This window comes from Pseudoalteromonas sp. SR45-4, from assembly GCF_014163535.1.
In the GTDB taxonomy this organism is placed as follows: Bacteria; Pseudomonadota; Gammaproteobacteria; order Enterobacterales; family Alteromonadaceae; genus Pseudoalteromonas; species Pseudoalteromonas nigrifaciens.
Genome location: NZ_JACJDO010000007.1, coordinates 18141 through 42734 on the forward strand (window position 1 = coordinate 18141; position 24594 = coordinate 42734).

General features: G+C 39.7%; 24 protein-coding genes and 5 tRNA genes. 23 read left to right on the plus strand and 6 right to left on the minus strand.

Annotation, left to right across the window (positions count from 1 at the left end; genetic code table 11):
- Positions 1-161: 161 nt before the first annotated feature.
- From H5058_RS04915 to H5058_RS04955, 9 genes are all read left to right on the plus strand, one after another.
- The gene (locus H5058_RS04915; protein ID WP_182677141.1) at positions 162-341 is read left to right on the plus strand and encodes a hypothetical protein; all 180 of its coding nucleotides are present in this window, start codon (positions 162-164) and stop codon (positions 339-341) included.
- Positions 342-471: 130 nt separating this feature from the next.
- Positions 472-564 (plus strand) — tRNA-Ser (locus tag H5058_RS04920).
- Between the two features lie 35 nt (positions 565-599).
- A tRNA-Arg gene (locus H5058_RS04925) sits at positions 600-676 on the plus strand.
- A gap of 74 nt (positions 677-750) precedes the next feature.
- Positions 751-827: transfer RNA gene (locus H5058_RS04930), tRNA-Arg, on the plus strand.
- 55 nt (positions 828-882) lie between these two features.
- Positions 883-959, plus strand: a tRNA-Arg gene (locus H5058_RS04935).
- Positions 960-1073: 114 nt separating this feature from the next.
- Positions 1074-1150, plus strand: a tRNA-Arg gene (locus H5058_RS04940).
- A 441-nt stretch (positions 1151-1591) separates the two neighbouring features.
- Complete coding sequence (locus H5058_RS04945; RefSeq protein WP_182677143.1) at positions 1592-2767, plus strand: exo-beta-N-acetylmuramidase NamZ domain-containing protein; 1176 nt, start codon at positions 1592-1594, stop codon at positions 2765-2767.
- Between the two features lie 10 nt (positions 2768-2777).
- Positions 2778-4439, plus strand: coding sequence for a penicillin binding protein PBP4B (gene pbp4b, locus H5058_RS04950; protein WP_011327224.1), 1662 nt, complete (start codon positions 2778-2780; stop codon positions 4437-4439).
- Positions 4440-4574: 135 nt separating this feature from the next.
- On the plus strand, positions 4575-5951 hold the full coding sequence (locus H5058_RS04955; RefSeq protein ID WP_182677145.1) for a Na+/H+ antiporter NhaC family protein: 1377 nt from the start codon (positions 4575-4577) through the stop codon (positions 5949-5951).
- A 113-nt stretch (positions 5952-6064) separates the two neighbouring features.
- On the opposite strand, the gene H5058_RS04960 is transcribed toward H5058_RS04955, so the two are convergent.
- The gene (locus tag H5058_RS04960) at positions 6065-7213 is read right to left on the minus strand and encodes a hypothetical protein (protein WP_182677147.1); all 1149 of its coding nucleotides are present in this window, start codon (positions 7211-7213) and stop codon (positions 6065-6067) included.
- Positions 7214-7442: 229 nt separating this feature from the next.
- On the opposite strand from H5058_RS04960, the gene H5058_RS04965 reads away from it, so the two are divergent.
- The 3 genes from H5058_RS04965 (at position 7443) to H5058_RS04975 (ending at position 9204) form a co-directional block, all read left to right on the plus strand.
- A complete protein-coding gene (locus H5058_RS04965) occupies positions 7443-7949 on the plus strand; it encodes a DUF3087 domain-containing protein (protein WP_086993283.1) in 507 nt (168 codons plus the stop codon).
- A gap of 84 nt (positions 7950-8033) precedes the next feature.
- The gene (locus tag H5058_RS04970; RefSeq protein WP_182677149.1) at positions 8034-8687 is read left to right on the plus strand and encodes a glutathione S-transferase family protein; all 654 of its coding nucleotides are present in this window, start codon (positions 8034-8036) and stop codon (positions 8685-8687) included.
- Positions 8688-8742: 55 nt separating this feature from the next.
- Complete coding sequence (locus tag H5058_RS04975) at positions 8743-9204, plus strand: low molecular weight protein-tyrosine-phosphatase (protein ID WP_086993282.1); 462 nt, start codon at positions 8743-8745, stop codon at positions 9202-9204.
- Between the two features lie 123 nt (positions 9205-9327).
- Here the strand turns inward: H5058_RS04975 and H5058_RS04980 are convergent, their stop codons facing one another.
- Entirely contained in the window at positions 9328-10425 is a 1098-nt protein-coding gene (locus tag H5058_RS04980; RefSeq protein WP_182677151.1) for an energy transducer TonB, read from the minus strand.
- Positions 10426-10679: 254 nt separating this feature from the next.
- Here H5058_RS04980 and ribA point away from each other — a divergent pair, with 254 nt between their 5' ends.
- The 6 genes from ribA to csrA all read left to right on the plus strand — a co-directional run bounded on the left by ribA (position 10680) and on the right by csrA (position 16683).
- Positions 10680-11303: a GTP cyclohydrolase II gene (gene ribA / locus H5058_RS04985; protein WP_182677153.1), complete on the plus strand. Its 624-nt coding sequence runs from the start codon at positions 10680-10682 to the stop codon at positions 11301-11303.
- A 13-nt stretch (positions 11304-11316) separates the two neighbouring features.
- A complete protein-coding gene (locus tag H5058_RS04990; RefSeq protein ID WP_011327232.1) occupies positions 11317-12105 on the plus strand; it encodes a BPSS1780 family membrane protein in 789 nt (262 codons plus the stop codon).
- Complete coding sequence (locus tag H5058_RS04995) at positions 12105-12557, plus strand: regulatory protein RecX (protein WP_182677155.1); 453 nt, start codon at positions 12105-12107, stop codon at positions 12555-12557. The genes H5058_RS04990 and H5058_RS04995 overlap by 1 nt, the downstream gene beginning before the upstream one ends.
- A gap of 19 nt (positions 12558-12576) precedes the next feature.
- Positions 12577-15183 (plus strand): alanine--tRNA ligase, encoded by a 2607-nt coding sequence (gene alaS, locus H5058_RS05000; RefSeq protein WP_011327234.1) that lies wholly within the window; start codon positions 12577-12579, stop codon positions 15181-15183.
- Entirely contained in the window at positions 15184-16401 is a 1218-nt protein-coding gene (locus H5058_RS05005) for an aspartate kinase (RefSeq protein WP_011327235.1), read from the plus strand. It begins immediately after the preceding gene.
- Positions 16402-16491: 90 nt separating this feature from the next.
- Positions 16492-16683, plus strand: coding sequence for a carbon storage regulator CsrA (csrA, locus tag H5058_RS05010; protein ID WP_011327236.1), 192 nt, complete (start codon positions 16492-16494; stop codon positions 16681-16683).
- 50 nt (positions 16684-16733) lie between these two features.
- On the opposite strand, the gene H5058_RS05015 is transcribed toward csrA, so the two are convergent.
- From H5058_RS05015 to H5058_RS05025, 3 genes are all read right to left on the minus strand, one after another.
- Positions 16734-17201 carry a YcxB family protein gene (locus tag H5058_RS05015; RefSeq protein WP_011327237.1) on the minus strand — a complete coding sequence of 156 codons (468 nt, stop codon included), beginning with the start codon at positions 17199-17201 and terminating at the stop codon, positions 16734-16736.
- Positions 17202-17402: 201 nt separating this feature from the next.
- Entirely contained in the window at positions 17403-17594 is a 192-nt protein-coding gene (locus H5058_RS05020) for a hypothetical protein (protein WP_011327238.1), read from the minus strand.
- Positions 17595-17659: 65 nt separating this feature from the next.
- Positions 17660-17830 (minus strand): DUF1328 family protein, encoded by a 171-nt coding sequence (locus tag H5058_RS05025; RefSeq protein WP_011327239.1) that lies wholly within the window; start codon positions 17828-17830, stop codon positions 17660-17662.
- 643 nt (positions 17831-18473) lie between these two features.
- Between H5058_RS05025 and H5058_RS05030 the strand changes: the two genes are divergently transcribed.
- The 5 genes from H5058_RS05030 to H5058_RS05050 all read left to right on the plus strand — a co-directional run bounded on the left by H5058_RS05030 (position 18474) and on the right by H5058_RS05050 (position 22946).
- Complete coding sequence (locus tag H5058_RS05030; RefSeq protein WP_011327240.1) at positions 18474-18719, plus strand: OadG family protein; 246 nt, start codon at positions 18474-18476, stop codon at positions 18717-18719.
- Between the two features lie 12 nt (positions 18720-18731).
- Positions 18732-20513: a sodium-extruding oxaloacetate decarboxylase subunit alpha gene (oadA, locus tag H5058_RS05035; protein ID WP_011327241.1), complete on the plus strand. Its 1782-nt coding sequence runs from the start codon at positions 18732-18734 to the stop codon at positions 20511-20513.
- A 13-nt stretch (positions 20514-20526) separates the two neighbouring features.
- Entirely contained in the window at positions 20527-21657 is a 1131-nt protein-coding gene (locus H5058_RS05040; RefSeq protein WP_011327242.1) for a sodium ion-translocating decarboxylase subunit beta, read from the plus strand.
- Positions 21658-21771: 114 nt separating this feature from the next.
- Complete coding sequence (locus H5058_RS05045) at positions 21772-22743, plus strand: aldo/keto reductase family oxidoreductase (RefSeq protein WP_089367777.1); 972 nt, start codon at positions 21772-21774, stop codon at positions 22741-22743.
- A 26-nt stretch (positions 22744-22769) separates the two neighbouring features.
- A complete protein-coding gene (locus H5058_RS05050) occupies positions 22770-22946 on the plus strand; it encodes a hypothetical protein (RefSeq protein WP_011327244.1) in 177 nt (58 codons plus the stop codon).
- A 94-nt stretch (positions 22947-23040) separates the two neighbouring features.
- Here the strand turns inward: H5058_RS05050 and H5058_RS05055 are convergent, their stop codons facing one another.
- Complete coding sequence (locus H5058_RS05055) at positions 23041-24354, minus strand: peptidoglycan DD-metalloendopeptidase family protein (protein WP_011327245.1); 1314 nt, start codon at positions 24352-24354, stop codon at positions 23041-23043.
- Between the last annotated feature and the right edge of the window lie 240 nt (positions 24355-24594).

The following is a 24594-nucleotide window of genomic DNA, read 5'->3' on the forward strand; positions in this document are numbered from 1 at the left end:
AAATGCGGCGTTTTTGTGTCTGGGCTATAACTTTTTAATCTGAGTGTTTTTTAAACGCACTGTTGCATTTATGTAAAGTTGTTCGCTACACTACGATGGAAATTTAGAGGATTGATTTAAGGCTCTAAATAAAAAGATTAAATGGATTTATAAATAATAATATGAAAAATAAACGTATTGAAAACCCAATCAATAACTGCGAAACAGAAGATGCAAGACAAGCCTTTTACCGAGCCTGTATTGCAGAATTTCAAAAGTTAGGTTATCAAGAGCAGTATCTTGCAGAGTTAAATGATGATTTAGTGCCTGTGTTAGGCGTTAACCCACCAGAAAAAAGTTAAAAGTTGTTTGAATTTCAAACTAATTACACATTAAAACTAACTAGATGCACAATCTATAACCATATAGGCACATTTGGTAGAAAAGTGTTTGACATATTTTCTGAACTCTTTATTATACGCCCCACAAGACGGAGAGGTGTCCGAGTGGCCGAAGGAGCTCCCCTGCTAAGGGAGTATAGAGTTTGTAGCTCTATCGAGGGTTCGAATCCCTCCCTCTCCACCATTTTTAAATGGCGTGTTTTGTAAGTTTTAAAGTATGGGTGCATAGCTCAGCTGGATAGAGTACTCGGCTACGAACCGAGCGGTCGGAGGTTCGAATCCTCCTGCGCCCACCATACTTTAATAACTCTGCTTAGAGTTTAAATAAGCAAAAACTCTGCTTAGAGTTAAAATAAGTAAACTATAAAGTGGGTGCATAGCTCAGCTGGATAGAGTACTCGGCTACGAACCGAGCGGTCGGAGGTTCGAATCCTCCTGCGCCCACCACTTTATAGACTCCTACTTAGAGTAAAAACAAGTAAAGTAAAGTAAAAATGAAAGTGGGTGCATAGCTCAGCTGGATAGAGTACTCGGCTACGAACCGAGCGGTCGGAGGTTCGAATCCTCCTGCGCCCACCACTTTCATATTTTCATACACTTTTAAGTGTAAGAAAAATAAGCCGATGAAAATCGGTTTTTTTATTTTAAAGTTATACACTCCGCTTAGAGTTTAAATAAGCAAACAATGAAAGTGGGTGCATAGCTCAGCTGGATAGAGTACTCGGCTACGAACCGAGCGGTCGGAGGTTCGAATCCTCCTGCGCCCACCACTTTCATACATTAACCGACATTTGAGTCGGTTTTTTTATGCCTGAAATAAAGTGAAATTATTGTGTGGCCGAGAACCGAGCACTCTCAGGTTCACTCTTACAAGATACGTCCTGTGCCCACCATTTTCATACATTAACCGACACTTGAGTCGGTTTTTTTATGCCTGAAATAAAGTGAAATTATTGTGTGGCCGAGAACCGTGCGGTCACAGGTTCACTCTTACAAGATACGTCCTGTGCCCACCACTTTCATAATTAACCGACATTTGAGTCGGTTTTTTATGCCTAAAATAAAGTGAAAATTGTAGATTGCCACCCCTGTTAACGGAGAATTTGTTCGCGAGAGAAACGGCAGGTTCTAATTACTTAACACCTTTCTAAAGCTGCTCTTTTTTATTACCTATGTTACTTTAAACGCCTTGTTTAAAAGGATATTGCAGTATGTTTAAAACCCTATTTATTACGTTGTTTTTTATTTTTAGCGCTACTTTAATACTCAGCGTACAAGCTGATGAAGCTAAAGGTTCAATTGTTGTGGGGGCGCAGCAATACACAAAGTATTTACCGCAGTTAAAAAATAAGCGCGTAGGGCTGGTGGTTAATCAAACATCAACAGTAGAACAAATCCATTTAGTAGATAGCCTGCGGGAAAAAAACGTAAACATAACTAAAATATTTGCACCTGAGCATGGCTTTCGTGGCGATCACGATGCGGGGGCGCACGTAAAAAATGCCGTTGATAGTAAAACCGGTATTCCACTTATTTCCATTTACGGCAACAATAAAAAACCGAGCGCTGAAGTTTTAGCTGATGTTGATATAATAATTTTTGATATTCAAGATGTGGGTGTGCGCTTTTATACTTATATAAGCTCTATGCATTACATGATGGAAGCAGCTGCCGAACAAGGTGTGGAGTTTATTGTACTTGACAGACCAAACCCAAATATTGCTTATGTTGATGGGCCCATATTAGAGCCACAATTTAAGTCATTTGTAGGTATGCACCCCATTCCTATAGTTCATGGTATGACTGTGGGCGAGCTTGCAAACATGATCAAAGGTGAAGGCTGGATAAATCAAGCAGCTGTTTTAGAGCTTAATGTGATCCCAGTTAGTGGTTATACACGCGCAACTAGCTATAGTTTACCGATAAAGCCAAGCCCTAATTTACCAAATGATACTGCTATTTCGCTTTATCCGTCCTTGTGCTTTTTTGAAGCCACGCCAATTAGTATTGGCAGAGGCACCGATTTTGCGTTTCAGGTTATAGGGTATTCACCGATTGCTTTAGGAGAGTTTAGTTTTACCCCGCGCGCTATTAAAGGCGCGGCCCTAAACCCTAAATTTAAAAACCAAGCTGTGCAGGGGCTCGACTTACGCCAAGCCACCACTAAAGGGTTAGATTTAAGCTACTTAATAAGTGCTTATAAGCAGCTTAATAATAATGATATTACGTTTTTTGAGCGCGCTGATTTTATGGATAAGTTAGCAGGTACCGATAAGCTGCGCTTAGCTATTGAGGCGGGGCAATCGGCACAACAAATAAAGCAAACTTGGCAGGCGGCCCTGATGCAATTTAAACAGCAAAGAGCACCTTATTTGTTATATGAGTAAAAGGCAGCTTATGTACTTATATTTAAAAAATAAAAATTATTACAGTATAAAAAAGTTATTAATAGTGGCTTTAAGTTTTATGCTGGGGGCATGTAGCTCCTCTGTAGAGCCGCTCGAGCCCAAGGCGCTATTAACGCAAAGTAAACTTGTTGAGCTGCCTAATGCGCAAGTAATTGTTACCTTTCCTGAGCCAAACCCTAGTAGCCGTGAGTATGTAAATAATCGCGGCACGTTTAAAGCCTATAAAGGCCATGGGCAGCTGTTAATTCAAAATCATAGTGCTAAAAGTGCCGACATTTATATAAATAATCAACTGCTTAATATTAAGCAATTGCTCGGCGCTAATACTGTGTACCAATATAGTTTAGCTAAGCTAACGCATAACGGGGTTAACACCTTTAAAGTTGCAAACATTCAACCAGCGGGAGCAAGTTTAACGCTGCGCTTTGCGTTTCCTACTTTAAATAAAGCGTCGCATCAGCAGGCTAATTTTAGTGAGGTAGATGCATTAATAGAGCGAGATATTAAAGCGGGTTTTCCTGGTGCTGTTTTAGCGGTAGTAAAAAATGGTGAGTTAATTAAATTAACTGCTTATGGCGATGCAAAACAGTATCAACAAAATGATTTAATGCTATTACGCCCAGAGCCAATGCAAACCGATACCTTATTTGACTTAGCCTCTAATACTAAAATATTTGCTACCAACTTTGCATTAATGAAGTTAGTAAGCGAAGGTCTATTAAATATTAATAAGCCAGTGCAATTATATTTACCAGAGTATCAAGGCGATGGTCGAGAGCAGCGACGCGTAAAAGATTTACTCACGCATAGCGCAGGCTATCCGCCGGTGTTTGATTTTCATCGTAAAGACAGTAGCAATGGCGATGTGTTTTACTCACAAAATAGCCATACTACAAAAAAGCTCTTACTTACCAGTGTGCCACTTAGCGAAAAATCGCTCGGGCAGCATGTTTATTCAGACATTGATTACATGATTTTAGGAGTATTGGTTGAGCGTATAACCGGTCTTTCACTTGACGATTACCTAGAGCAACAAGTATATGCGCCATTAAAATTGCATAACACTGTGTTTAACCCCCTTAAAAAAGGCTTTAATGCTCAGCAATTTGCCGCCACAGAGCTGGGTGGTAACACGCGAGACGGACGAATCAAATTTGATAATATTCGCACCCATGTTTTACAAGGCCAAGTACATGACGAGCGTGCGTACTATTCTCTAGGTGGCGTAGCAGGGCACGCGGGGTTATTTAGTAATGCGCCAGATTTAGCCATACTTTGTCAGCTACTATTAAATAATGGTGGTTACGGCGATAAGCAGCTTTTTAGTGCAAGTGCTTTAGCGCAGTTTTTAACCCCACAAAGTAGCGATGAAACCTACGGGCTGGGCTTTAGGCTTGCTGGTAATAACCAAGCAAGGCGTTGGCACTTTGGCCCTTACGCAAGCGCACAGGCTTATGGGCATACAGGTTGGACAGGCACAGTAACGGTAATTGATCCCGTTTACGACTTAGCGATTATTTTATTAACTAATGCGCGGCATACGCCAATTACAGGCTCGCAAAAAAGTTATCAATTTAGTGGTAAAAATTATGAAACTGCACAATATGGCTCGGTTGTTTCATTAATATACGAAGCGTTATTAAATCAATAAACTGACAGTATAAATAGCATATATCAATGTGCTTAGTGGTTTACTTAAATGGGTTTTGACTGTAAAACTTAAGCTAGATAACAAAGTGTAAAATATTTACCCCGTAAATAAGCACACTAAAATAAAGGTTAATTTATGTCTTGGTATTCTATTTTACCGCCGTTAATCGCCATTGCTGTCGTATTTTGGCGCAAAGAGGTTATTATGGCGCTGTTGCTTGCAGTGGCTTCGTCAGAGCTTTTACTCGCATTACAGGGGGAGGGCAGTAGTGTATTTAATACCTTTTTAAACACTATTGAACGTATTGTTAGCGTAGCAAGCTCGCCCGGCAATACCCGTATTTTAATTTTTAGTATTTTGATTGGTGCTTTGCTTGCCTACATTCGCGAGTCGGGTGGAGTAGCCGCTACCGTTAATATGTTAATGAACAAAGGTATAGCGAAAAGTAAGCGTCAAGTTGGCTTTTTAACTATGTTTACTGGCATTGCGGTGTTTATAGAGTCAAACCTGAGTGTACTTACTGCGGGTATTTTATCGCGCGGATTATTCGATAAATTTAAAATGAGCCGCGCCCGCTTAGCTTATATTATCGATAGCACCAGTGCGCCGGTATGTATTTTAATATTACTAAATGGCTGGGGCGCATTTGTACTGGGGTTATTAAGTAACTACGAGTTAGGTGAATCAGCTGTATCGGTACTTTGGGGCAGCGTAGGCTATAACTTTTACGCCATAATTACGCTTGTTATTGTTTTTTACACCATTGCGTTTGATAAAGTACATGGCCCAATGAAACAAGCTGAGCAAAAACTAGAGCTACAAACAACTGACTTAAAAGAAGAAGTAAAAGGCTCTAAAGCACGCTTTATGTTAGTGCCCCTTATTACGCTGATTGTTAGCATGGTGGGCTTTATGTTTTACACAGGTAACGGTGTATTGGCAGAAGGTAGTGGCTCAAAGTCGGTATTGTATGCAACCGTTTTAGCCATAGTTGTAGCTTACTTTTTAATGCTAGCATCACGCCAATTTAGCCACCATAAGTTAGTTGAAACAGGCTTTAAAGGCATGGGCGAATTACTGCCACTAGTAGGCATTGTATTGTTATCGTTAACTTTAGGAGCAAGCTTAAAAGAGTTGGGCACTGGTGTGTTTGTGGCATCTTTAGTGGGCGATTACCTCCCTATTTACTTGGTGGTACCGGCACTGTTTTTAACCGGTGCGGTTATGTCGTTTACTACGGGTACATCGTGGGGCACCTTTGCAATTTTAATCCCTATTGGCGTGCCGCTTATTCAAGCATTGGGTTTGCCGCCGTCGTTGGTATTAGGCGCTATTTTAGGTGGCGGTATATTTGGCGATCACTGCTCGCCCATATCCGACACCAGCGCAGTATCGGCTATCGCCTCAGGCTGTGACTTACTCACTCACGTTAAAACCCAGCTACCCTATGCCTTGTTCGCTGGTGGCCTGACACTTATAGCCTACTTAGTAACGAGCATAATTGTTTTATAAGCGCGTTTATGATTACTCATTTTGAATGACAAAAAGCCTGCAAATTTGCAGGCTTTTTGTTTATACGTAGGTCGGATAAGCGGCGCAGCCGCGCCATCCGACAAGTCAGCTACTTACAACGCATTTAAGCTGTGCTCTAGCATTGCGGTAATTTGCTTTACTATTTTTGCTTCCGTTTTCGGCTCAAACTGTTGAATTCTGGGTGTGTGAATATGGCCTGTTGGAATGGTTGAATTAAGTTGATTACGAAGGCGTATACTGCGATACGAAATTTCGTTAGACAGGTATCCACCGCCAGAGCCATTTACGGCAATGCTATTTTGCAGCTCGGCAAGTGTTGCAGGCTCGTAAGTTTTTTCTAAGGTAGTGATTTTATGATTATCAATAACCTTATACGGCCCTTGTGCTTGCTGCATATTTGCCACGGGAAGGCTAAATTGTACAAATTCGTTACCTGGCAGTGGCTGGTTATTTAAACTTGGGAGCAAGGGAGCTGTTTGTGTCCCACCAAATATAATATTGGCATTGTCTGGGGCAGTTACGCTGCGGCGCTTACCGGGAAATCTTTCTAAATCAAAATCTTTGCGACCCATGCTTACAGTAACAATCATATCGACATTATTCAGGGCGTAATAGGGCGCGAGGAGTGCTTCGATTATACCTTGATCAAAGTCGGCATAACGAACGGGCACCATAACGGTGTTAATTTCAGCGCTAATGCCTTGGTAGTTAATTACTTGACCATCTAGTAAGAGGGCTGCAACTCCAGATGGATTACTTTGATTTATGTTTTTATCTAATAAAAAGGGGTCAAAGCCGGTAAGGATAATTTTTTTAGTGCTGCCTTTAGTAAAGCTGAGGTCGTTATGACCGCGACTGCCTTTTTCTAACTGAGTTAAAAGGTTATTTTGCTCAGCGACTGAGAGGGTAAATTTTGGCTTAACAGAGCGAATTATTTTACTTGAAAGTAATCGTGCCCAGTAAAGCTCGCGATCATCGTAGTTTTTAGTTGTAACAATGCGTTGTTTGGCGTTTAACCATAATTGACTTGAATAATCAGCGATTAAGTCAGTTGCATGCCGAAAGTTGTTAAGGCTTTTCCATTGCTGTTCAAATTGATTCACCTCATCAGCAAAGGCCATTAGCACCTGAGGCATGGCGTGGGTAGCGGCTTCAATTCGTTGCTCTTCGGTTGTTAAATTTTTACTCAAAACCGAGCAAGAAGAAAAAATTAAACTTGAAGCAAATAGTAGTTTAAGCATGGTAGTCCTATACAGTTACAGCGATTATTTGGTTACTATCCTACGCATCTAGACGCAGTGCAAATTAATTCGTTGGCTAACCATTGATTAACAGCTCCTAACGTTGCAGAGGGCTAATAGCACTAATGCTGTTGTTAAATCAAAAAGAACGCAAATAGATTTTTCGATAAGTGGATTGTTTAGTTACAATGGCGGCAGTTATATTTTGTTCACTTAATTTTAGGCTGTTATGCAACTCATTGAAATAAATAAAGCGCGTTATCGTAAGCATTTAAACCGTGTTATTGCCGGTTGTGCTGTGGGTTTAGCTGTTGGGAGCTTAGCTATATCGCAAACGCTGATTGCTTTGTTTCCTGATGAGAGCGGCACTCACTTTCATTGGAACGTAACGGGCGTTGTTATTAGCGCATTAGGGCTTGCGTGGTTACTTAATAAATACCGCACGCATCCGTTTATGATTGAAGTGGTGTATGTGTGGGAGCTTAAACAAGCGCTTAATAAAATAACGCGTAAAATGGCGAAATTAAAGGCAGCAGGGCGTGAAGGTAATAGTGATGCGCTATTGGCTATTCATTACAGTTACGCGGGCTCTAAATTGTTATGGCAGCTCGATGACAATACAATCACTATGGATGACTTAGCAATTAAGCAAGCTGAGCTGGATAGTGTGGCGGCTAAGTATAATTTAACACTTGATGCCAATGACTATGATGCAAGTATTTTAAAGAACTTTTAAAGCAATTTTAAAACGATTTTAAGTATTAAATAGCTTTTTAATTAGCGTATTAGTTGCGCTTTTTTCTTCTGATAAGGGTTTAACATGAGTTTAATTGTTTATGGCGTACCTCTTTCTCCTTATGTACGCAAGGTGTGTCTGTGTTTGGCTGCAAAGCAGTTAGATTATAAGTTAGAAATAGTGTCGCCGTTTAATCAACCGGCTTGGTTTTTTGAGTTAAATCCATTAGGGCGTATACCAGCGCTTAAAGATGGTGATTTAGTGCTGGCTGATTCGAGTGTTATTTGCCAATACCTTGATGATAAATACACAGGGAATACAGCATTACTTGGCGACACTGTCGAGCAGACTGCTCAGGCACGCTGGTTAGAAAAATATGCTGATTATGAACTTGCCCCATTAACTACTTTTACTGTGTTTCAACAGCGAGTAATTAATTTAGGTATGCAAAAAGTATGTGATGAAAGTTTAGTAAAGTTGGCTATGAATGAGCAGTTACCACCGCACTTTGACTACCTTGAAGGCGTGCTAGGTCATAATGATTACTTTGTAGGTAACGCGTTAACCCTTGCTGATATAGCGTTTGCGTCGCAGATAATCAATATGCAGCATGCGGGCGAGCAGATTAATGCACAGCGCTGGCCAAATTTAGCTGCACTTTTTGAGCGTGTAAAAGCATTACCAGCAATGCAAACTTTATTACAAAGTGAGCAGGCTATGCTTGCGTCAATGCAATAGTGTTTAAGGTTATTTAGTTCAGTAATTAATAGCGTTTAGTTTAGAGGGAGGCTCTATGAAAAAAATACTGGTTGTGTGTTTAGGTAATATTTGTCGATCGCCTACAGCTGAAGCGGTATTAAAAAAACGTGCTGAGCAGTTAGGTATTGCCGTTAAAGTTGATTCGGCCGGTACTATAGGTCATCACGAAGGCAATTCACCAGATAGCCGATCTATGCAGGCGGGCGAAAAACGAGGTTATAGCTTCAAAGGGATTTATTCGCGTAAAGTGCGCAGTAGTGATTTTACTGAATTCGATTTGATTTTAGCCGCCGACAAACAAAATTTAGCCGATTTAACTCAGCGTTGCCCAGCACATTTACAGTATAAGCTTGCACTGTTTTTAGAGTTTGGTGAGCAGGCTGTAAGTGCTATTCCCGATCCTTATTATGGTGGGGACGATGGTTTTGAAAAGGTGCTAGATTTAATTGAAGCAGCAAGTGATAAAATATTAGCTAAATTAACAGCCAATGTTTAAGTAATGGCTTTGTGCGTTACAGTGAATTAATAAAGGCGCTAAATTGCGCCTTTTTTATTAGAGAATTTATGATTACTTAGCGAGAAAACCCTGTGATCTTTAGTCGCTGGGTAGTTCACTAAGTTATCGGTTAATTTTGAAGTCGAGCCGTACTTGGGTTTTTGCTGTTACAGGTATGCCATCTTCAAATTTAGGAGCATAGCGCCATTGCTCTACTGCTTTTTTTGCCGAGTGCTCAAAGGTTACGCCGCCATTTGAATCGAGCACACTCACGTTTTTAACAAAGCCTGCGGTGTCTACTTCAAACTCCATAACTACACTGCCATCTTTACCTTGGCGTGCTTTGCCCATAGGGTAGTCAGGATTAACACGATAAAGCGGGGTTTGTTCTTGGCTTTCTTCCCAAGGCACCATTTTAGCAATAGCTAAGCAGTGCTTAGTTGCTTGCTCACTTTCGCCTTGCTTTTCGTATAGTACTATAAGCTTAGAGTGAGCGCTTAGCTCGGCGCTGTGATCGTAGCTTAAGTTATTATCAAATACGGTGACTATGCGGTTTAACCTTGTAATTGCTGAATCATATTTTTTACGACCTTCATCAAACGAGGCCATTAAAAAATCTGATTTGATACGCTCTACAGCGTTTTCAGGTAAGTTTGCTTGGTAATACTCGTCAGCTTCTTCGGCGTAGTGTTTAGCAGAACGGTATTTTTCTGGCACAAACTTTTTAACTAACAAAGAGGCTGCAGCAAATTGCATGTCGGCTACAAATCTTGGTTTTTTAAGCTCCTTTGCTATATCAACTATACGTTCCAATTGGCTATCGGCCTGACGCGCTGATTTAGTATTGCTTGCCATACCTAGTAAGGCGTCTATTGTCTCGACTGAGCTTTCACCATGATTGTTAGCTAAAATATTGTACGCCTGTTTATACAGTTCGTAGCGTTTAGCTTCGTCTTCCTGGTTAAATCCGCTGATAGCTTTAGCGTAATTAATGGCTAAATTTGCGGTGTTATCTGCGTTATCGCCATATACTTTAGCACCTAAAGAGTAAGCGAGTTTGGCAGCTTGTTGTATGTTTTCGTTGGTATCTACGGCGCTTAAGTAATTTTGGTACGCTTGAGAAAATGCAGTGTTTGCATTTGTAGCTTCGCTTGCAAAAGCCGATGCAGTAATAACTGAAAGGTTAAGGCTAAGCAGTAAGGCGAGTTTATGTGGTTTCATAATGTTCCATATTATAATTATTATACTTTTTAACACATTAACAATTTACTTATAATTAGTCATGAATTGATGTAAATAAAGGTAAACAGTAAGGGCTTTAGTGAGAATTATATATTGTAATTATGCATTGATAATTAAGCTTCTCGTCGCCATATAATTGCAATAAATACCCTTGGATTTCGATCTTTTTGTATTCTTTTGTGATAATATCACTTCATTATCGTGTCGTAGTTATTTAAATATTTGGATTTGTCGTGGCGCAAGTAAGAGCAAGAGTTCAGCTTAATGTTGGCAAGAACAGTGATATTCCCGCTGAAATTATCTCGTTTACTGATTTAAAAGATGGCAAAGAACATATTGCTATGGTCTTTAACAACGCTGATACAGAGCAAGATGTACCGCTTATTCGTATGCATTCAGAGTGTTTAACGGGTGATGTATTTTACTCGTCGCGTTGTGATTGCGGTGAGCAGTTAAATGAGTGTATTGAAATGATGCACGAGCAAGGCGGTATTTTATTGTATTTACGCCAAGAAGGTCGTGGTATTGGTTTGTATAATAAAATAGATGCTTACGTGTTGCAGTCGCAAGGTATGAACACTTATGAGGCAAATAATCATTTAGGTTTTGCCGATGATTTACGTGATTTTACGGATGCGGTGCTAATGCTAAATGCGCTTAATTTACCCCACGTTAAATTAATGACCAATAACCCTAAAAAGCTAAATGCACTAAGAGATGCTGGTATTACGGTTGATTCGGTTGTGGGTACGCACGCACACATTAAAGCCGGTGTTGCGGGTAATAAAGCGTATTTAGAAACCAAAATTAAACATGGCGCGCACATGTTAGATATCAAAAAAATTAAAAAACCTTAAATTAAGAGTAACTATGTCTACACAATTACGAGTTTTTAAGGCCGATGCTGCCCTAAAGTGGTTTAAAGCGGGCTGGCTTATTTTTAAAACCCAGCCGCTTACTTTTATTTTTATGCATTTATTTATTGGTATTGTTGGCCTGTTGTCGTTATTTTTACCGCTATTACAAGTGGTAGCGGCTTTAGCTACGCCATTTTTAACCGCAGGATTTTATCAGGCTGTGCTTACTAAGCAGCAAGGCGGTAAAATTATGCTCGCTGATATTCTCAAGCCCATTACCACTAAAGGTAATCGTTTAGGTTTACTGCGTTTGGCTTTGTACCAAATGGGTGCGGGTATTTTAATGGCATTATTAGCAAACGGTTTATTTGCCGATGCAATTGCGGTTATGGCGCAGCCAGATTTAGATCCTAATATGGCAATTAGCCAAATGTTAGAGAGTATTTCTATGGCAAGCGTGGTGCTATTTTTATTAGCGTTGTCGGTTTATTTAACTGCATTCGCTTACGCGGTTCCATTAGTTTACTTTAATAAAGAACAGCGCATTTTTAGCGCTCTTAAAAAATCCTTTATGGTGTTTTATTATAATATTTTACCGCTAAGCGTTTATGCTATTATTTGCGGGTTATTTATTGTGCTTTCGATGTTTTTATCGTTCTTACCCTTGTTGGTTTTAATGCCTATTTGCTACATTAGCTTTTTTGTATCTTATCAAGCTATTTTTATGCCGGTTGTACCACCAAGTGACGATAGCAATATTACGCCATTAAGTAGTGAGTCTAGTGGGCGTTTTGACGCTTAATGGATGATAAGTTAAAGCAGAAATTAAAAAACTATGTACTTTGGTTGTTATCAAGGCAAGAATATTTACGCCGAGAATTAACGTTCAAATTACAAAAAAAAGAAGCCACAGATGAGTTTATCGAAACCTTGCTTGATTGGTGCGAAAAGCACAATTTTGTAAACGAGCAACGTTACTGTGAAGGCTTTGTTAGAAAACACATATTTAAATGCCATGGCTTAAGGCGCATTCAAAGCGAAGCTATGGGCAAAGGGATTGACCGTTCATTACTTGAAAAAGTAATTGAAGAGCTTGAAGTAGATTGGTTTGAGCTGGCGCAGGATGCGTACAATAAAAAATATTCAAATACACCGGCAGACCTCGAGTACAAAGACAAGGCCAAGCGCGTGCGCTACCTAATGTATAGAGGCTTTAGCTACGATGAAATCGATTTTGCAATGCAAGCACAGTAAATACGGGTGAGACCTTCACATGCAGCACATGACTACCGCACAAATTAGACAACAGTTTTTAGACTTTTTTGCCAGCAAACAACATCAAGTTGTTCCTTCAAGCTCGCTTATACCGGGTAACGATGCCACTTTGTTATTTAACAATGCCGGTATGGTGCAATTTAAAGATGTATTTTTAGGCGCAGAAAGCCGCCCTTATACGCGTGCGACTAGCTCGCAGCGCTGTGTACGTGCTGGCGGTAAGCATAACGATTTAGAAAACGTTGGTTATACTGCGCGTCACCATACATTTTTTGAAATGTTAGGTAACTTTAGTTTTGGTGATTACTTCAAGCAAGACGCGATTAAATTTGCGTGGCAGTTTTTAACAGAGGAAGTAAAGCTACCTAAAGAAAAACTGTTAGTTACTATTTACCATGACGATGAAGAAGCGTTTAACTACTGGTCTAACGATATAGGCTTACCTGCAGATCGCATTATTAGAATTGCCACTGCAGATAACTTTTGGTCAATGGGTGATACCGGTCCGTGTGGCCCGTGTTCTGAAATATTTTACGACCATGGCGAGCATATTTGGGGCGGTCCTCCTGGATCACCTGAGGAAGATGGCGATCGCTTTATCGAAATTTGGAACCTAGTATTTATGCAGTACAACCGTCAAAACGACGGAACTATGCTGCCACTACCTAAGCAATCGGTTGATACAGGTATGGGGCTTGAGCGTATTGCTGCTATTTTACAAGGCGTTCATTCAAACTATGAAATTGACTTATTTAAAGGCTTAATTGCCGCTGCTGCAAGTGTTACTAACGCACAAGACATGGACGACAAATCACTACGCGTAGTGGCGGATCATATTCGTTCGTGTGCATTTTTAATCTCTGACGGGGTTATGCCATCTAACGAAGGCCGTGGTTATGTACTACGTCGTATTATTCGCCGTGCTGTTCGCCATGGTAATAAGTTAGGTGCACAAGGTGCCTTTTTCTATAAATTAGTAGCTGCACTTATTGAGCAAATGGGCCAAGCGTACCCAGAGCTTGCAAAGCAGCAAGAAATTATTGAAAAAGTATTACGCATTGAAGAAGAGCAGTTTGGTAAAACGCTAGAGCGTGGTTTAGCTATTTTAGAAGAAAGCTTAAGCGACCTTAAAGGTGATGTAATTCCTGGCGACTTAGTATTTAAACTTTACGATACTTATGGCTTTCCTGCGGATTTAACTGCAGATGTGGCGCGTGAGCGTCAAATGACGATTGATAATAAAGGCTTTGAAGAGTGCATGGCGGTGCAGCGTAAAACAGCGCAGCAGGCCGGTAAATTTGGTGCCGATTATAACGATCAATTAAAGTCAGACAAACAAACAACTTACAAAGGTTACACCACCACTAGCCATAGTGCGACTGTGGTTGAAGTGTTTGCTGGCAGTGAGTCGGTTTCATTACTAGAAGATGGCCAAAAAGGCATTGTAATACTAGACCGTACGCCATTTTATGCAGAGTCGGGCGGCCAAGTTGGTGATACAGGTGTAATTAGCGTTGCTGGTGGCGAGTTTACAGTAACTAACACGACTAAATTAGGTAATGCATTTGCACACCACGGTATAGTACAAGGCCGTATTGGTCTTAACGATAAAGTAGAAGCAACAATTGATGACGCACGCCGCGAACGCATCAAGAAAAACCATACTGCTACGCATATATTACACGAAACACTGCGCCAATTATTAGGCGAACATGTAGGTCAAAAAGGCTCGCTAGTTCAAGCAGAGCGTTTGCGTTTTGACTTTTCACATTTTGAAGCTGTTACCAAAGAAGAATTACGCGAAATTGAACGTGTAGTAAACGATGAAATTCGTTGTAACTTTGCGTTAAGTACCGAGCTTATGGCAATAGATGACGCTAAAGCAAAAGGTGCAATGGCGTTATTTGGCGAAAAATACGATGACGAAGTACGTGTAGTTACTATTGGGGACTACTCTATTGAGCTTTGTGGTGGTACACATGTTGAACGCGCAGGTGATATTGGTTTATTCAAAATAGTATCTGAAAGCGGTATTGCTGCGGGTGTTCGTCGTATTGAAGCGGTAACCGGCGCTGACGCGATTGCCTACGTGAGTGAGCAAGAGCAAAAGCTAAATGATGTAGCTGCTGTAGTTAAAGCCGACAGCGCGTCAGTACTTGAAAAAGTAACTGCGTTGCTTGATAAATCAAAACAGCTAGAAAAACAAATTGCGCAACTTAACGATAAGCTAGCAAGTGCTGCGGGTGCCTCATTACTTGATTCAGTAGTAGAAATTAACGGTATTAAGCTATTAATAGCCAACGTTAAGGGCACTGAGTCAAAAGCGTTACGTGGTATGGTTGATGATCTTAAAAACAAAATTGGCTCGGGTGTTATTGCACTAGGTGTTGCAAGCGATGATAAAGTGAGCTTAATTGCAGGTGTAACTAAAGATTTAACCGGTAGAGTTAAAGCCGGTGAGCTAGTTAACCATATGGCCAGCCAAGTAGGTGGTAAAGGTGGCGGCCGTCCAGATATGGCACAAGCGGGTGGCTCTGAGCCAGAAAACCTAACTGCAGCATTAGACAGTGTAACAGCTTGGTTTACTGAGAAAACACAAGCTTAAGTGGCACTTATTGTTCAAAAGTTCGGTGGCACTTCAGTTGGTTCAATAGAGCGAATTGAAGCGGTTGCCGACCTTGTTGTTAAAACTAAACAACAAGGCCATCAAGTGGTTGTAGTGCTCTCGGCTATGTCGGGAGAAACCAACCGCTTAATTAATCTCGCCAAACAAATAGATACTCGGCCAAGTAGCCGTGAACTTGACGTATTAATTAGCACCGGCGAGCAGGTTTCGGTGGCTTTATTAGCTATGGCTATTATTAAACGCGGTCATTCTGCTGTGAGTTTATTAGCCGATCAGGTTAATATTTTAACCGATAATATGTTTGGCAAAGCCCGTATTACAGATGTAGCTGCAACGCGTTTAAAACATGAGCTTGAGCATAACCGTATTGCAATTATTGCGGGTTTTCAGGGCCGTGATATTGAAGGAAATGTAACTACATTAGGGCGTGGCGGTACCGATACTTCGGCGGTTGAAATTGCTGGAGCAATAAAAGCTGACGAATGTCAGATCTATACCGACGTTAACGGCGTATATACTACAGACCCTCGTGTTGAACCTAATGCACGACGAATGAGCCAAGTTACCTTTGCTGAAATGCTAGAGTTAGCAAGTTTAGGGGCTAAAGTATTGCATATTCGTTCAGTTGAAGCGGCAGGAAAGCACAATGTGCCACTTAGGGTGCTATCAAGTTTTTACCCTGATGCTGGTACATTGATTAGTTTTGAGGAGAGCGATATGCCTGGTAATGTCGTTTCGGGTATTGCGTTTAATCGTGATGAATGTTTAATAAATGTAGAGGGTGTACTTAGTGGTACACAATATCTTGCAAAGATTTTGAAACTTTTTGCAGATAATGGCATCGAAATAGATATGATTAATCAAGTTAATCATAATGTTGACAAAGTAGACTATGCTTTTACTGTACACACAAATGATTATTTACACGCATTAGACGTTTTAACAGAGCAGCAAGCTCAGTTAACAGCACAAAATATTTTTGGGTTAACAACAGTGGCTAAAGTGTCTGCTGTTGGTATGGGTATGAAGTCACATTCGGGTGTTGCTAGTTTATTTTTTGATGCATTAGCTGCAGAAAATATTAATGTTATTTTAGTGTCTACATCAGAAATTAAAATATCGGTTTTAATAGATGAAAAATACCTAGAGTTGGCTGTTCGTGCATTACATAAGATATTTTTAACAGAAAATGAATAGATTGATAGGTTTTACTTACTTTTTAGTCTAATTTTCATTAAAATGTTTTAGCGGAATCTTATAATTTTATTGGAACAAGGGAGCAAAAGAATGCTAATACTAACTCGTAGAGTAGGTGAAACCCTAATGATCGGTGACGAAGTAACCGTTACTGTTCTAGGTGTTAAAGGGAATCAAGTTCGAATCGGTGTTAACGCACCAAAAGACGTTTCAGTGCATCGTGAAGAGATTTACATGCGTATTCAAGCTGAAAAGTCTAACCCTGAACCTGGCAATGCTTAATCAGCAATGTATATAACTTAGTTACATACTGAGTTATTGCCAAAAGCCACTCACTGAGTGGCTTTTTTGTGTATAAAATTAAGTGTTTCGGCAGTTAATATGTGCTTGGATATATACTGCATACCTTTTTTGTTTTTTAATAGTATGCCGCGCTCTGTGGTTATAACTTCGTTAATATCTGACCACAGAAGTTGGGTGTTTTTATAAAAGTTACTCGATTTAATCCCTTCTTCGTCAAAGGTAAGGGTGACCTCAGACCCCGAGGCTTTGCTTAGCATTTGTCTAGTAACCCACCAAGGACGGCGATAATAAAAGGCAATACATTCGAGTACCGCAACCATGATCAGAAAAGATCCTAGGTAATGATCGTCTAAACCATAAATTCCAAATAAACCGAGTGCTACTAATAGCGCCAATAAAAAGTATTTTGGTTGCGCGCGCTTGCTATGCGCAACTGATTCGTCAAAGCACTCATAAAAATAAGGCTTATCAAGCGTGTAGGTTGTTGTAAGTGTCATATAGAAGTTCTTAAAACATAGTTATATGCATTTTAACAAGCTAACCAGTAAATGCGCAGTTATATAATAAATAACTGCATAATAGATAAAGATATTGGCGTTTATTATTTATCAGATCCAACCTTTAATTTAGATATTATTTTATTACACACATAAAAAAACGGCTCATTTTAGAGCCGTTTTTTTAATAAATTAGAAGAATTAACAGTTAGTTTCTTCTGCATTTACACCTTCTTTTACTTCTTCACATGCATCTTCAACTTTGTTTTGCACGTCAGTTACTGCTTCGTCAATACGTTCACCAGCATCTTCTGCGTGGTTATCTTCACAGCCCATAATAAATAAACTTGCGAATAGGCCAATTAGTGCTGCTCTTAAAGTTGTCGAATTCATAATGTAATTCCTTGTAAATTTTGATTTAAATGATTTTTAATTAGTTTAAAACTTTAGTTTGTTACCTAGGGCTTTTTGCCACGTAGGGCACCCGATACTAAAGATATAACTAAAAGTATTAAAAATATAAAAAATATAATTTTTGCAATACCCGCTGCGGCGCCTGCTATACCACCAAAACCTAACACTGCAGCAATTAAAGCAATTACTAAAAAAGTGATTGTCCAGCGTAACATTGTATTCTCCTTGGTTTATCAAATTTGCTCAATGGATATGATGCGAGTTACGTGCCATTGTTTTTTTGCTTTTAAATCAATGGCTTGCTTTTGTTTGTGTTATTTCAGCGTGCACTCAATGGTAAGTTTTACGCTTTGCTATGTAATTTATTCATACTGATACAAGTGATTATGGATGTTAGTTTTTTATAAGAGAAGTTAGCGCATATTGATTTTTAGAATTGAGTTTAAGAGCTATTAAATTGCAGTTCGAGACTTACGAGCATAGCGGGCTTAATAACAGCGGCTATTTAAATGGTTGAATAATTAACAAATATATTTGGTAAGACCAATTGCCAGTGGTGAAATTACTTTATGCTAATAGAACTGTTAACGCTTTACTTTAAGTGCATTATTAACGGTTTTTAGGTCGCCTATATAACTTTTATTTATATTCACTATTTTTATTATCTATGTAATAGCGCGTATCTAGTCCTTTTTGTAGTGTTAAGTTAATTAATAGCATGTTAGTTTTGTTTAAATTGGTTTTACCAATTTACAGGCTATAGACAAAACACTGTTTTTTGTTATTATTCGGTGAATAATTATTTACGTAAAATGATTTTTTATTTTGATTTCGGTATAAGTTTTATAGGAGAGGAAAATGGATATCGCTGCTTTACTTACAACAGCAAGCAACTTAATGCTAACCGGTATGGTGGGGGTGTTTGTGTTTCTGTCATTATTAATTACCTGCGTTACGGTTATGTCTAAGCTGGTATCTCGCTTTGCAGAGCCTGAGCTTGCAATGCCTGCCAGAACACCGTCTTTTAAATCACAAGGTGTGCCTAATGAGCACATCGCCGCAATTAGTGCTGCCATTGCTCAGTACAAAACAAACAATAATTAAAGGAGCACTTAAATGGCTAAATTAAAATTAACAGAACTGGTACTACGTGATGCGCATCAATCATTGTTAGCAACTCGTATGCGCCTTGACGATATGCTACCGATTGCAAAAAAGCTTGATGATGCAGGTTATTGGTCTATTGAGTCGTGGGGTGGAGCTACGTTTGATTCGTGTATTCGTTATTTAGGTGAAGATCCTTGGGAGCGTATTCGCGCACTAAAAAAAGCGATGCCAAATACTAAACAGCAAATGCTATTACGCGGTCAAAATTTATTAGGTTACCGCCATTATGCTGACGATGTAGTAGAAAAATTTGTAGAGCGTGCCCATAAAAATGGCGTTGATGTATTTCGTATATTTGATGCAATGAACGATGTACGTAATCTTGAAACGGCAATTAAAGCGGCTATAAAAGTAGGCGCACATGCCCAAGGGACTATTTCTTATACAGTAAGCCCTGTTCATACGCTTGATATGTGGTTAACGCTAGCTAAGCAGTTGGAAGATTTAGGCTGTCATTCAATTTGTATTAAAGATATGGCGGGTTTATTAAAGCCGTACGATGCTGAAAAACTAATTAAAGCACTAAAAGAAACTGTATCTATTCCAATTGCAATGCAGTGCCACGCCACAACAGGTTTAAGTACTGCGACTTATCAAAAAGCGATTGATGCAGGCATTGATATGCTTGATACCGCAATTTCATCTATGAGTATGACTTACGGACACACCGCAACTGAAACTATTGTATCGATAGTTGAAGGGACTGAGCGTGATACTGAGCTTGATTTAAATCACCTTGAAGAAATTGCTGCTTACTTTAGAGATGTACGTAAAAAATACGCGGCATTTGAAGGTAGCTTAAAAGGGGTTGATGGCCGTATTTTACTCGCGCAAGTACCTGGTGGCATGTTAACTAACATGGAAAACCAGCTTAAAGAGCAAGGCGCAGCAGATAAGCTTAATGAAGTTTTACTTGAGATCCCACGTGTACGAGAAGATTTAGGCTTTTTACCGCTTGTTACACCAACGTCGCAAATTGTAGGCACTCAAGCGGTACTTAATGTACTAACGGGTGAGCGCTATAAAACAATTACTAAAGAAACAGCTGGCGTATTAAAAGGTGAATATGGCCTAACACCAGCACCTATGAATAAAGAGCTACAAGAGCGTGTGCTTGATGGAGCAGAGGTAATTACTTGTCGTCCTGCAGATAATATTGCACCTGAGCTTGCAACGCTTGAGGCTGAATTATTAAAAGAAGTACAAGAGCAAGGTTTAACTCTTGCTGATGAGCAAATTGATGACGTACTAACGTATGCATTATTCCCACAGGTTGGTTTGAAGTTTATTAAAAACCGTAACAACCCAGATGCATTTGAGCCAGTTCCTTGTGTTGAAGATAAAAGTAATAAAGCTCCCTCTAAATCAGCTTCAAATAACAACAGCGTTAAAGCTGAGCAATACAGCGTAAAAGTAGACGGTAAGGTTTACGACGTTGTTGTAGCTCAAGGCGGCGAGCTTAAAGAAGTTACATTAAAAGACTCAGAACATATTCCTCAGTCTGCTTCGGTTGCATCAGGCGAAACACTTAACGCCCCTTTAGCCGGTAATATTTTTAAGATAAAGGTAAAAGCAGGGCAAGTTGTGAATGAAGGTGATGTAGTGATTATTATGGAAGCCATGAAAATGGAAACTGAAATACGCGCTACGCACACCGGAACAATTGCTGAAGTGTTAGTTGGTGAAGGCGATGCTGTAACTACCGGCGACGCTATGATTGCATTAGCTTAGGAGTAAATAGAGGATGGATGGTATTTTAAACCTCTGGCATGCCACAGGCATTGCTAACTTTACATTTCCAGCGTTGATTATGATTGCGGTAGGCTGTTTATTATTGTTTTTGGCAATAGCCAAAAAATTTGAGCCCCTATTATTATTACCTATCGGCTTTGGTGCAATATTAACTAATATTCCGGTGGCAGGTTTATCCGACCCCGGCGGCTTACTGCATTATGTGTATTATGTAGGTATTGATACCGGTATTTTTCCACTATTAATATTTATGGGAGTAGGCGCGTTAACTGATTTTAGTGCGCTAATTGCTAACCCTCGTATGTTGCTATTAGGTGCAGCTGCACAGTTTGGTATTTTTGCGACTTTGTTTGGCGCTATTTTACTTAACTATGTACCTGGTTTTGAATTTAGCCTGCAAGATGCGTCGGCTATTGCGATAATTGGTGGAGCTGATGGCCCAACCGCTATATTTTTAGCCTCTAAACTGGCACCCGACTTGTTAGGTGCGATTGCGGTAGCTGCTTATTCGTATATGGCATTAGTGCCAATTATTCAGCCGCCAATTATGCGCGCATTAACCACGGTTGAAGAGCGCCAAATAAAAATGCCAGAGCTGCGTAAAGTATCTAAAAAAGAGAAAATTATTTTTCCGTTAATGGTACTTAGCTTAACAGCAATGTTTTTACCTGCGGCGATACCTCTGGTTGGTATGTTTTGTTTAGGTAACTTAATGCGAGAGTCGGGTGTTGTTGATAGATTAAGTAACAGTGCTCAAAACGAAATCATCAATGTTACAACTATATTTTTAGGTTTAGCTGTAGGCTCAAAGCTTGCTGCAGATAAGTTTTTAACTGTTGAGACGATTGGTATTTTAGTGCTTGGCGCACTGGCTTTTGCTATAGGTACAGCCTCGGGCGTATTTATGGCTAAAGGGTTAAATAAAATATCTAAAACGCCGATTAATCCATTAATTGGTGCTGCGGGAGTATCGGCTGTACCCATGGCGGCGCGCGTAGTAAATAAAGTAGGCCTTGAGAGCAATCCACATAACTTTTTACTTATGCATGCAATGGGGCCAAATGTTGCCGGAGTACTAGGCAGTGCAGTTGCAGCAGGTATTTTATTAGCACTTGTTGGCTAACATCAATTTTAAAATCCAACCGATTAGCGCAGTTTACTGCGCTTTTTTTTATGCTTAATTTATTGACTGTTTTTGTTACAGTAAGCTACTTGTAATTAATTAAGGATAGCCGGCATGCATGACACTCCTTTGGCAAAATATTTACCTAATGTTAGCAAGCTCATATTTGGTTGTATGGGACTTGGGGGAGGCTGGAATAAAGACCCCTTAACTAATACTCATACCCAGCAGGCACATGTTTGTATAGATACAGCAATAGCCGGTGGCATTAATTTTTTTGATCACGCCGATATTTATACATTTGGTAAAGCTGAGCAGGTGTTTGGCCAAGTCCTTAAGCAGCGCCCAGAGCTGAGAGAGCAAATTTATATCCAGTCAAAGTGCGGAATTCGTTTTGCCGATGAGCAAGGGCCAAAGCGCTACGACTTATCAAAGCAATGGATTGAGCAATCAGTAGAGGGCTCTCTTAAGCGGTTAAATACTGATTATTTAGATGTACTTATGCTGCACAGACCCGACCCTTTGATACAAGTTGAAGAAGTAGCTCAGGTATTTAGTCGCTTAAAAGAAAGTGGCAAAGTACGTCATTTTGCGGTGTCTAATATGTCGCAGCAACAAATACAGTTTTTACAAACAGCCCTTGATATGCCCATAGTTGCCAACCAAATTGAAGCAAGCTTAAAGCAATCAGCCTGGGTTGATGAGGGGGTATATGTCGGTAACCGCGATGGCAAAGACATTAACTTTACTCCCGGCTTTATAGAATATTGCACCGAGCAGGAAATACAAATTCAAAGCTGGGGTAGCTTATGCCAAGGATTATATTCAGGAAAACAGCTGCAAAATGCATCACCTGCAGATATTAATACCGCTATATTAGTTAATAAGTTAGCAGCACTTTATAGCACGTCTGCCGAGGCTATTGTATTGGCTTGGTTACTGCGCCATCCGGCATTAATTCAACCGGTAATAGGCACAACTAATGCTAAGCGACTGGCTGCATCGTGCAGCGCTGTAAATATAGAATTAACCCGAGAGCATTGGTATGCATTATATGTCAGCGCCAAAGGGCACGAGTTACCCTAATTTAGACCCCCACTTAAGGTATTACTATGAATATATTCGTTATTTTAATTAGCTTGTTTGTCGCATTGTTAATATTAATTCCGTTATTAGAAAAGTATCAAAGTAAAATAGGCTTAGATGGCGCTAAAAAATACAGTAAGTATATATGGCCACTGGTAATGGTATCGTTAGTGGTACAGCTAATTTATGTATTAATGAATTAGTGTGTCAGTCTATTATTCATAGGCAAAAAAATTATAGGTACAAAAAAGCCTTTGCAAGTTACCTAGCAAAGGCTTTTTTAATAATGATTTAATGTTACTTAAGTGCTAACTGTAGTTCGCGGTTGCGCTCTAACTGGGCAATAAAGTTATCAGCAATAGGCTTAAACTTGGCAAGCTCTGCACGTGGCAGCGGCTCTGACTTAGGCAATTTAACGGTTTTAGGATTACGATGAACACCATTAACTAAAAATTCATAGTGTAAGTGGGCACCGGTCACACGACCAGTAGAGCCAACAGTACCGAGTTGCTCACCTTGCTTAATTTTTTGCCCTGTTTTTACTAGGCGTTTATTAAGGTGCAAGTACTTAGTTACGTACTGTGTGCCATGGCTAATAAATACATAGTTACCATTATATTTACTGTAACCCGATTTAATAACTTTACCATTACCTGAGGCAACTACCGGCGTGCCAGTGCGCGCCGCAAAGTCTATACCGCGATGCGCTCTAACTTGCCCCGTTACTGGGTGCAAACGTCGCGGGTTAAAGCTTGAGCTTATATATTTAAAACTAACTGGTGCACGTAAAAATGCTTTTTTCATGCTGCGCCCTTCAGGAGTATAAAAACTACCGTCAGTGTGGCGAATTGCAGCATAGCGCTGGCCTTGGTTAACAAATTCCGCAGCAATAATTTTACCAGTACCAATAAACTCACCATCTACATAGTGAGATTCATAAATTAAACCAAACCCATCGCCTTTGCGAATATCGTTAGCAAAATCTACATCCCAACCAAATATATCGGCAAAGTTCATTATTTGGCGCTCGCTTAAACCTGCAGCTATTGCTGAAGTCCAAAAGCTACTAGAAATTTCGCCGCCTACTGTTTTAGTTAGTGTTTCTATTTCTTTACTATCGATTGAAGTGTCGTATTGCCCTTCATCGTTTAAGGTAACAAATAAAGTGTCTGTTTTTGAAATAACGTAACGCAGCTGTGCTAAATCGCCATCTTTTGCAGTGGCAAAACTCAGTGTTTCACCCGGGTGAATTTTAGTAAGTTTGCGAGTTTCTGCGTTAGTGTTAATTAATTTATGTAACGTTTGAGCTGAAAAGCCAGCACGTTTAAAAATAATAGCTAAGTTATCTCCATTTTTTACTTGGTGATCAACAAAGTCGTATTCTGGCAGCTTGTCTGCTGCTTGCTCTGAGTTTAACGCAGTTAATTTTTCGTTGTCATCAACTTTAACTTGTAACTCATAGCGCTTGCCAATTTCTAGCGTGTTTTCACTATTGTCTTTGGATGCAGTGGCTTTTTCAGAAGGGAGAAAAGCTAAGCCAGCAATAGCAGAAACTAAGCCTAAAATAAGCAATTTGTGTTTTTTGGGGAGCGTGTGAACCACGTGAACCATAACGTGCCTTTTTCTGCTGTCAAGAAAATTAATAGATTATCTTGCAGGATATAACGAATAATGTACGAATACTAGTATTTTGTAGATTTAAACTAATGCTAAATTAAGCTAAAATCACAGGGCTTATAGGCATCTTAGTATTAAAGCAGCTTATGATCTAGGTGTTTTATTAATCTAGAACTAGGGCTAAACCGCGGTATTTTTGAGCAAAATAATAAAACAATGATGCATCATCACGTT

What these genes read in the sequence shown, in the direction of transcription:
- H5058_RS04975 (WP_086993282.1), top strand. Translation starts at nt 8,743, where the DNA reads ATGAAAAAAATACTGGTTGTGTGTTTAGGTAATATTTGTCGATCGCCT.
- pbp4b (WP_011327224.1), top strand. Translation starts at nt 2,778, where the DNA reads ATGTACTTATATTTAAAAAATAAAAATTATTACAGTATAAAAAAGTTA.
- H5058_RS04990 (WP_011327232.1), top strand. Translation starts at nt 11,317, where the DNA reads ATGTCTACACAATTACGAGTTTTTAAGGCCGATGCTGCCCTAAAGTGG.
- H5058_RS05055 (WP_011327245.1), bottom strand. Translation starts at nt 24,354, where the DNA reads ATGGTTCACGTGGTTCACACGCTCCCCAAAAAACACAAATTGCTTATT.
- H5058_RS04915 (WP_182677141.1), top strand. Translation starts at nt 162, where the DNA reads ATGAAAAATAAACGTATTGAAAACCCAATCAATAACTGCGAAACAGAA.
- H5058_RS04980 (WP_182677151.1), bottom strand. Translation starts at nt 10,425, where the DNA reads ATGAAACCACATAAACTCGCCTTACTGCTTAGCCTTAACCTTTCAGTT.
- H5058_RS05015 (WP_011327237.1), bottom strand. Translation starts at nt 17,201, where the DNA reads ATGACACTTACAACAACCTACACGCTTGATAAGCCTTATTTTTATGAG.
- alaS (WP_011327234.1), top strand. Translation starts at nt 12,577, where the DNA reads ATGCAGCACATGACTACCGCACAAATTAGACAACAGTTTTTAGACTTT.
- oadA (WP_011327241.1), top strand. Translation starts at nt 18,732, where the DNA reads ATGGCTAAATTAAAATTAACAGAACTGGTACTACGTGATGCGCATCAA.
- H5058_RS04970 (WP_182677149.1), top strand. Translation starts at nt 8,034, where the DNA reads ATGAGTTTAATTGTTTATGGCGTACCTCTTTCTCCTTATGTACGCAAG.
- H5058_RS04955 (WP_182677145.1), top strand. Translation starts at nt 4,575, where the DNA reads ATGTCTTGGTATTCTATTTTACCGCCGTTAATCGCCATTGCTGTCGTA.
- H5058_RS04995 (WP_182677155.1), top strand. Translation starts at nt 12,105, where the DNA reads ATGGATGATAAGTTAAAGCAGAAATTAAAAAACTATGTACTTTGGTTG.
- H5058_RS04965 (WP_086993283.1), top strand. Translation starts at nt 7,443, where the DNA reads ATGCAACTCATTGAAATAAATAAAGCGCGTTATCGTAAGCATTTAAAC.
- H5058_RS05040 (WP_011327242.1), top strand. Translation starts at nt 20,527, where the DNA reads ATGGATGGTATTTTAAACCTCTGGCATGCCACAGGCATTGCTAACTTT.
- H5058_RS05020 (WP_011327238.1), bottom strand. Translation starts at nt 17,594, where the DNA reads ATGAATTCGACAACTTTAAGAGCAGCACTAATTGGCCTATTCGCAAGT.
- H5058_RS05025 (WP_011327239.1), bottom strand. Translation starts at nt 17,830, where the DNA reads ATGTTACGCTGGACAATCACTTTTTTAGTAATTGCTTTAATTGCTGCA.
- H5058_RS04960 (WP_182677147.1), bottom strand. Translation starts at nt 7,213, where the DNA reads ATGCTTAAACTACTATTTGCTTCAAGTTTAATTTTTTCTTCTTGCTCG.
- H5058_RS04945 (WP_182677143.1), top strand. Translation starts at nt 1,592, where the DNA reads ATGTTTAAAACCCTATTTATTACGTTGTTTTTTATTTTTAGCGCTACT.
- H5058_RS05045 (WP_089367777.1), top strand. Translation starts at nt 21,772, where the DNA reads ATGCATGACACTCCTTTGGCAAAATATTTACCTAATGTTAGCAAGCTC.
- csrA (WP_011327236.1), top strand. Translation starts at nt 16,492, where the DNA reads ATGCTAATACTAACTCGTAGAGTAGGTGAAACCCTAATGATCGGTGAC.
- H5058_RS05030 (WP_011327240.1), top strand. Translation starts at nt 18,474, where the DNA reads ATGGATATCGCTGCTTTACTTACAACAGCAAGCAACTTAATGCTAACC.
- H5058_RS05050 (WP_011327244.1), top strand. Translation starts at nt 22,770, where the DNA reads ATGAATATATTCGTTATTTTAATTAGCTTGTTTGTCGCATTGTTAATA.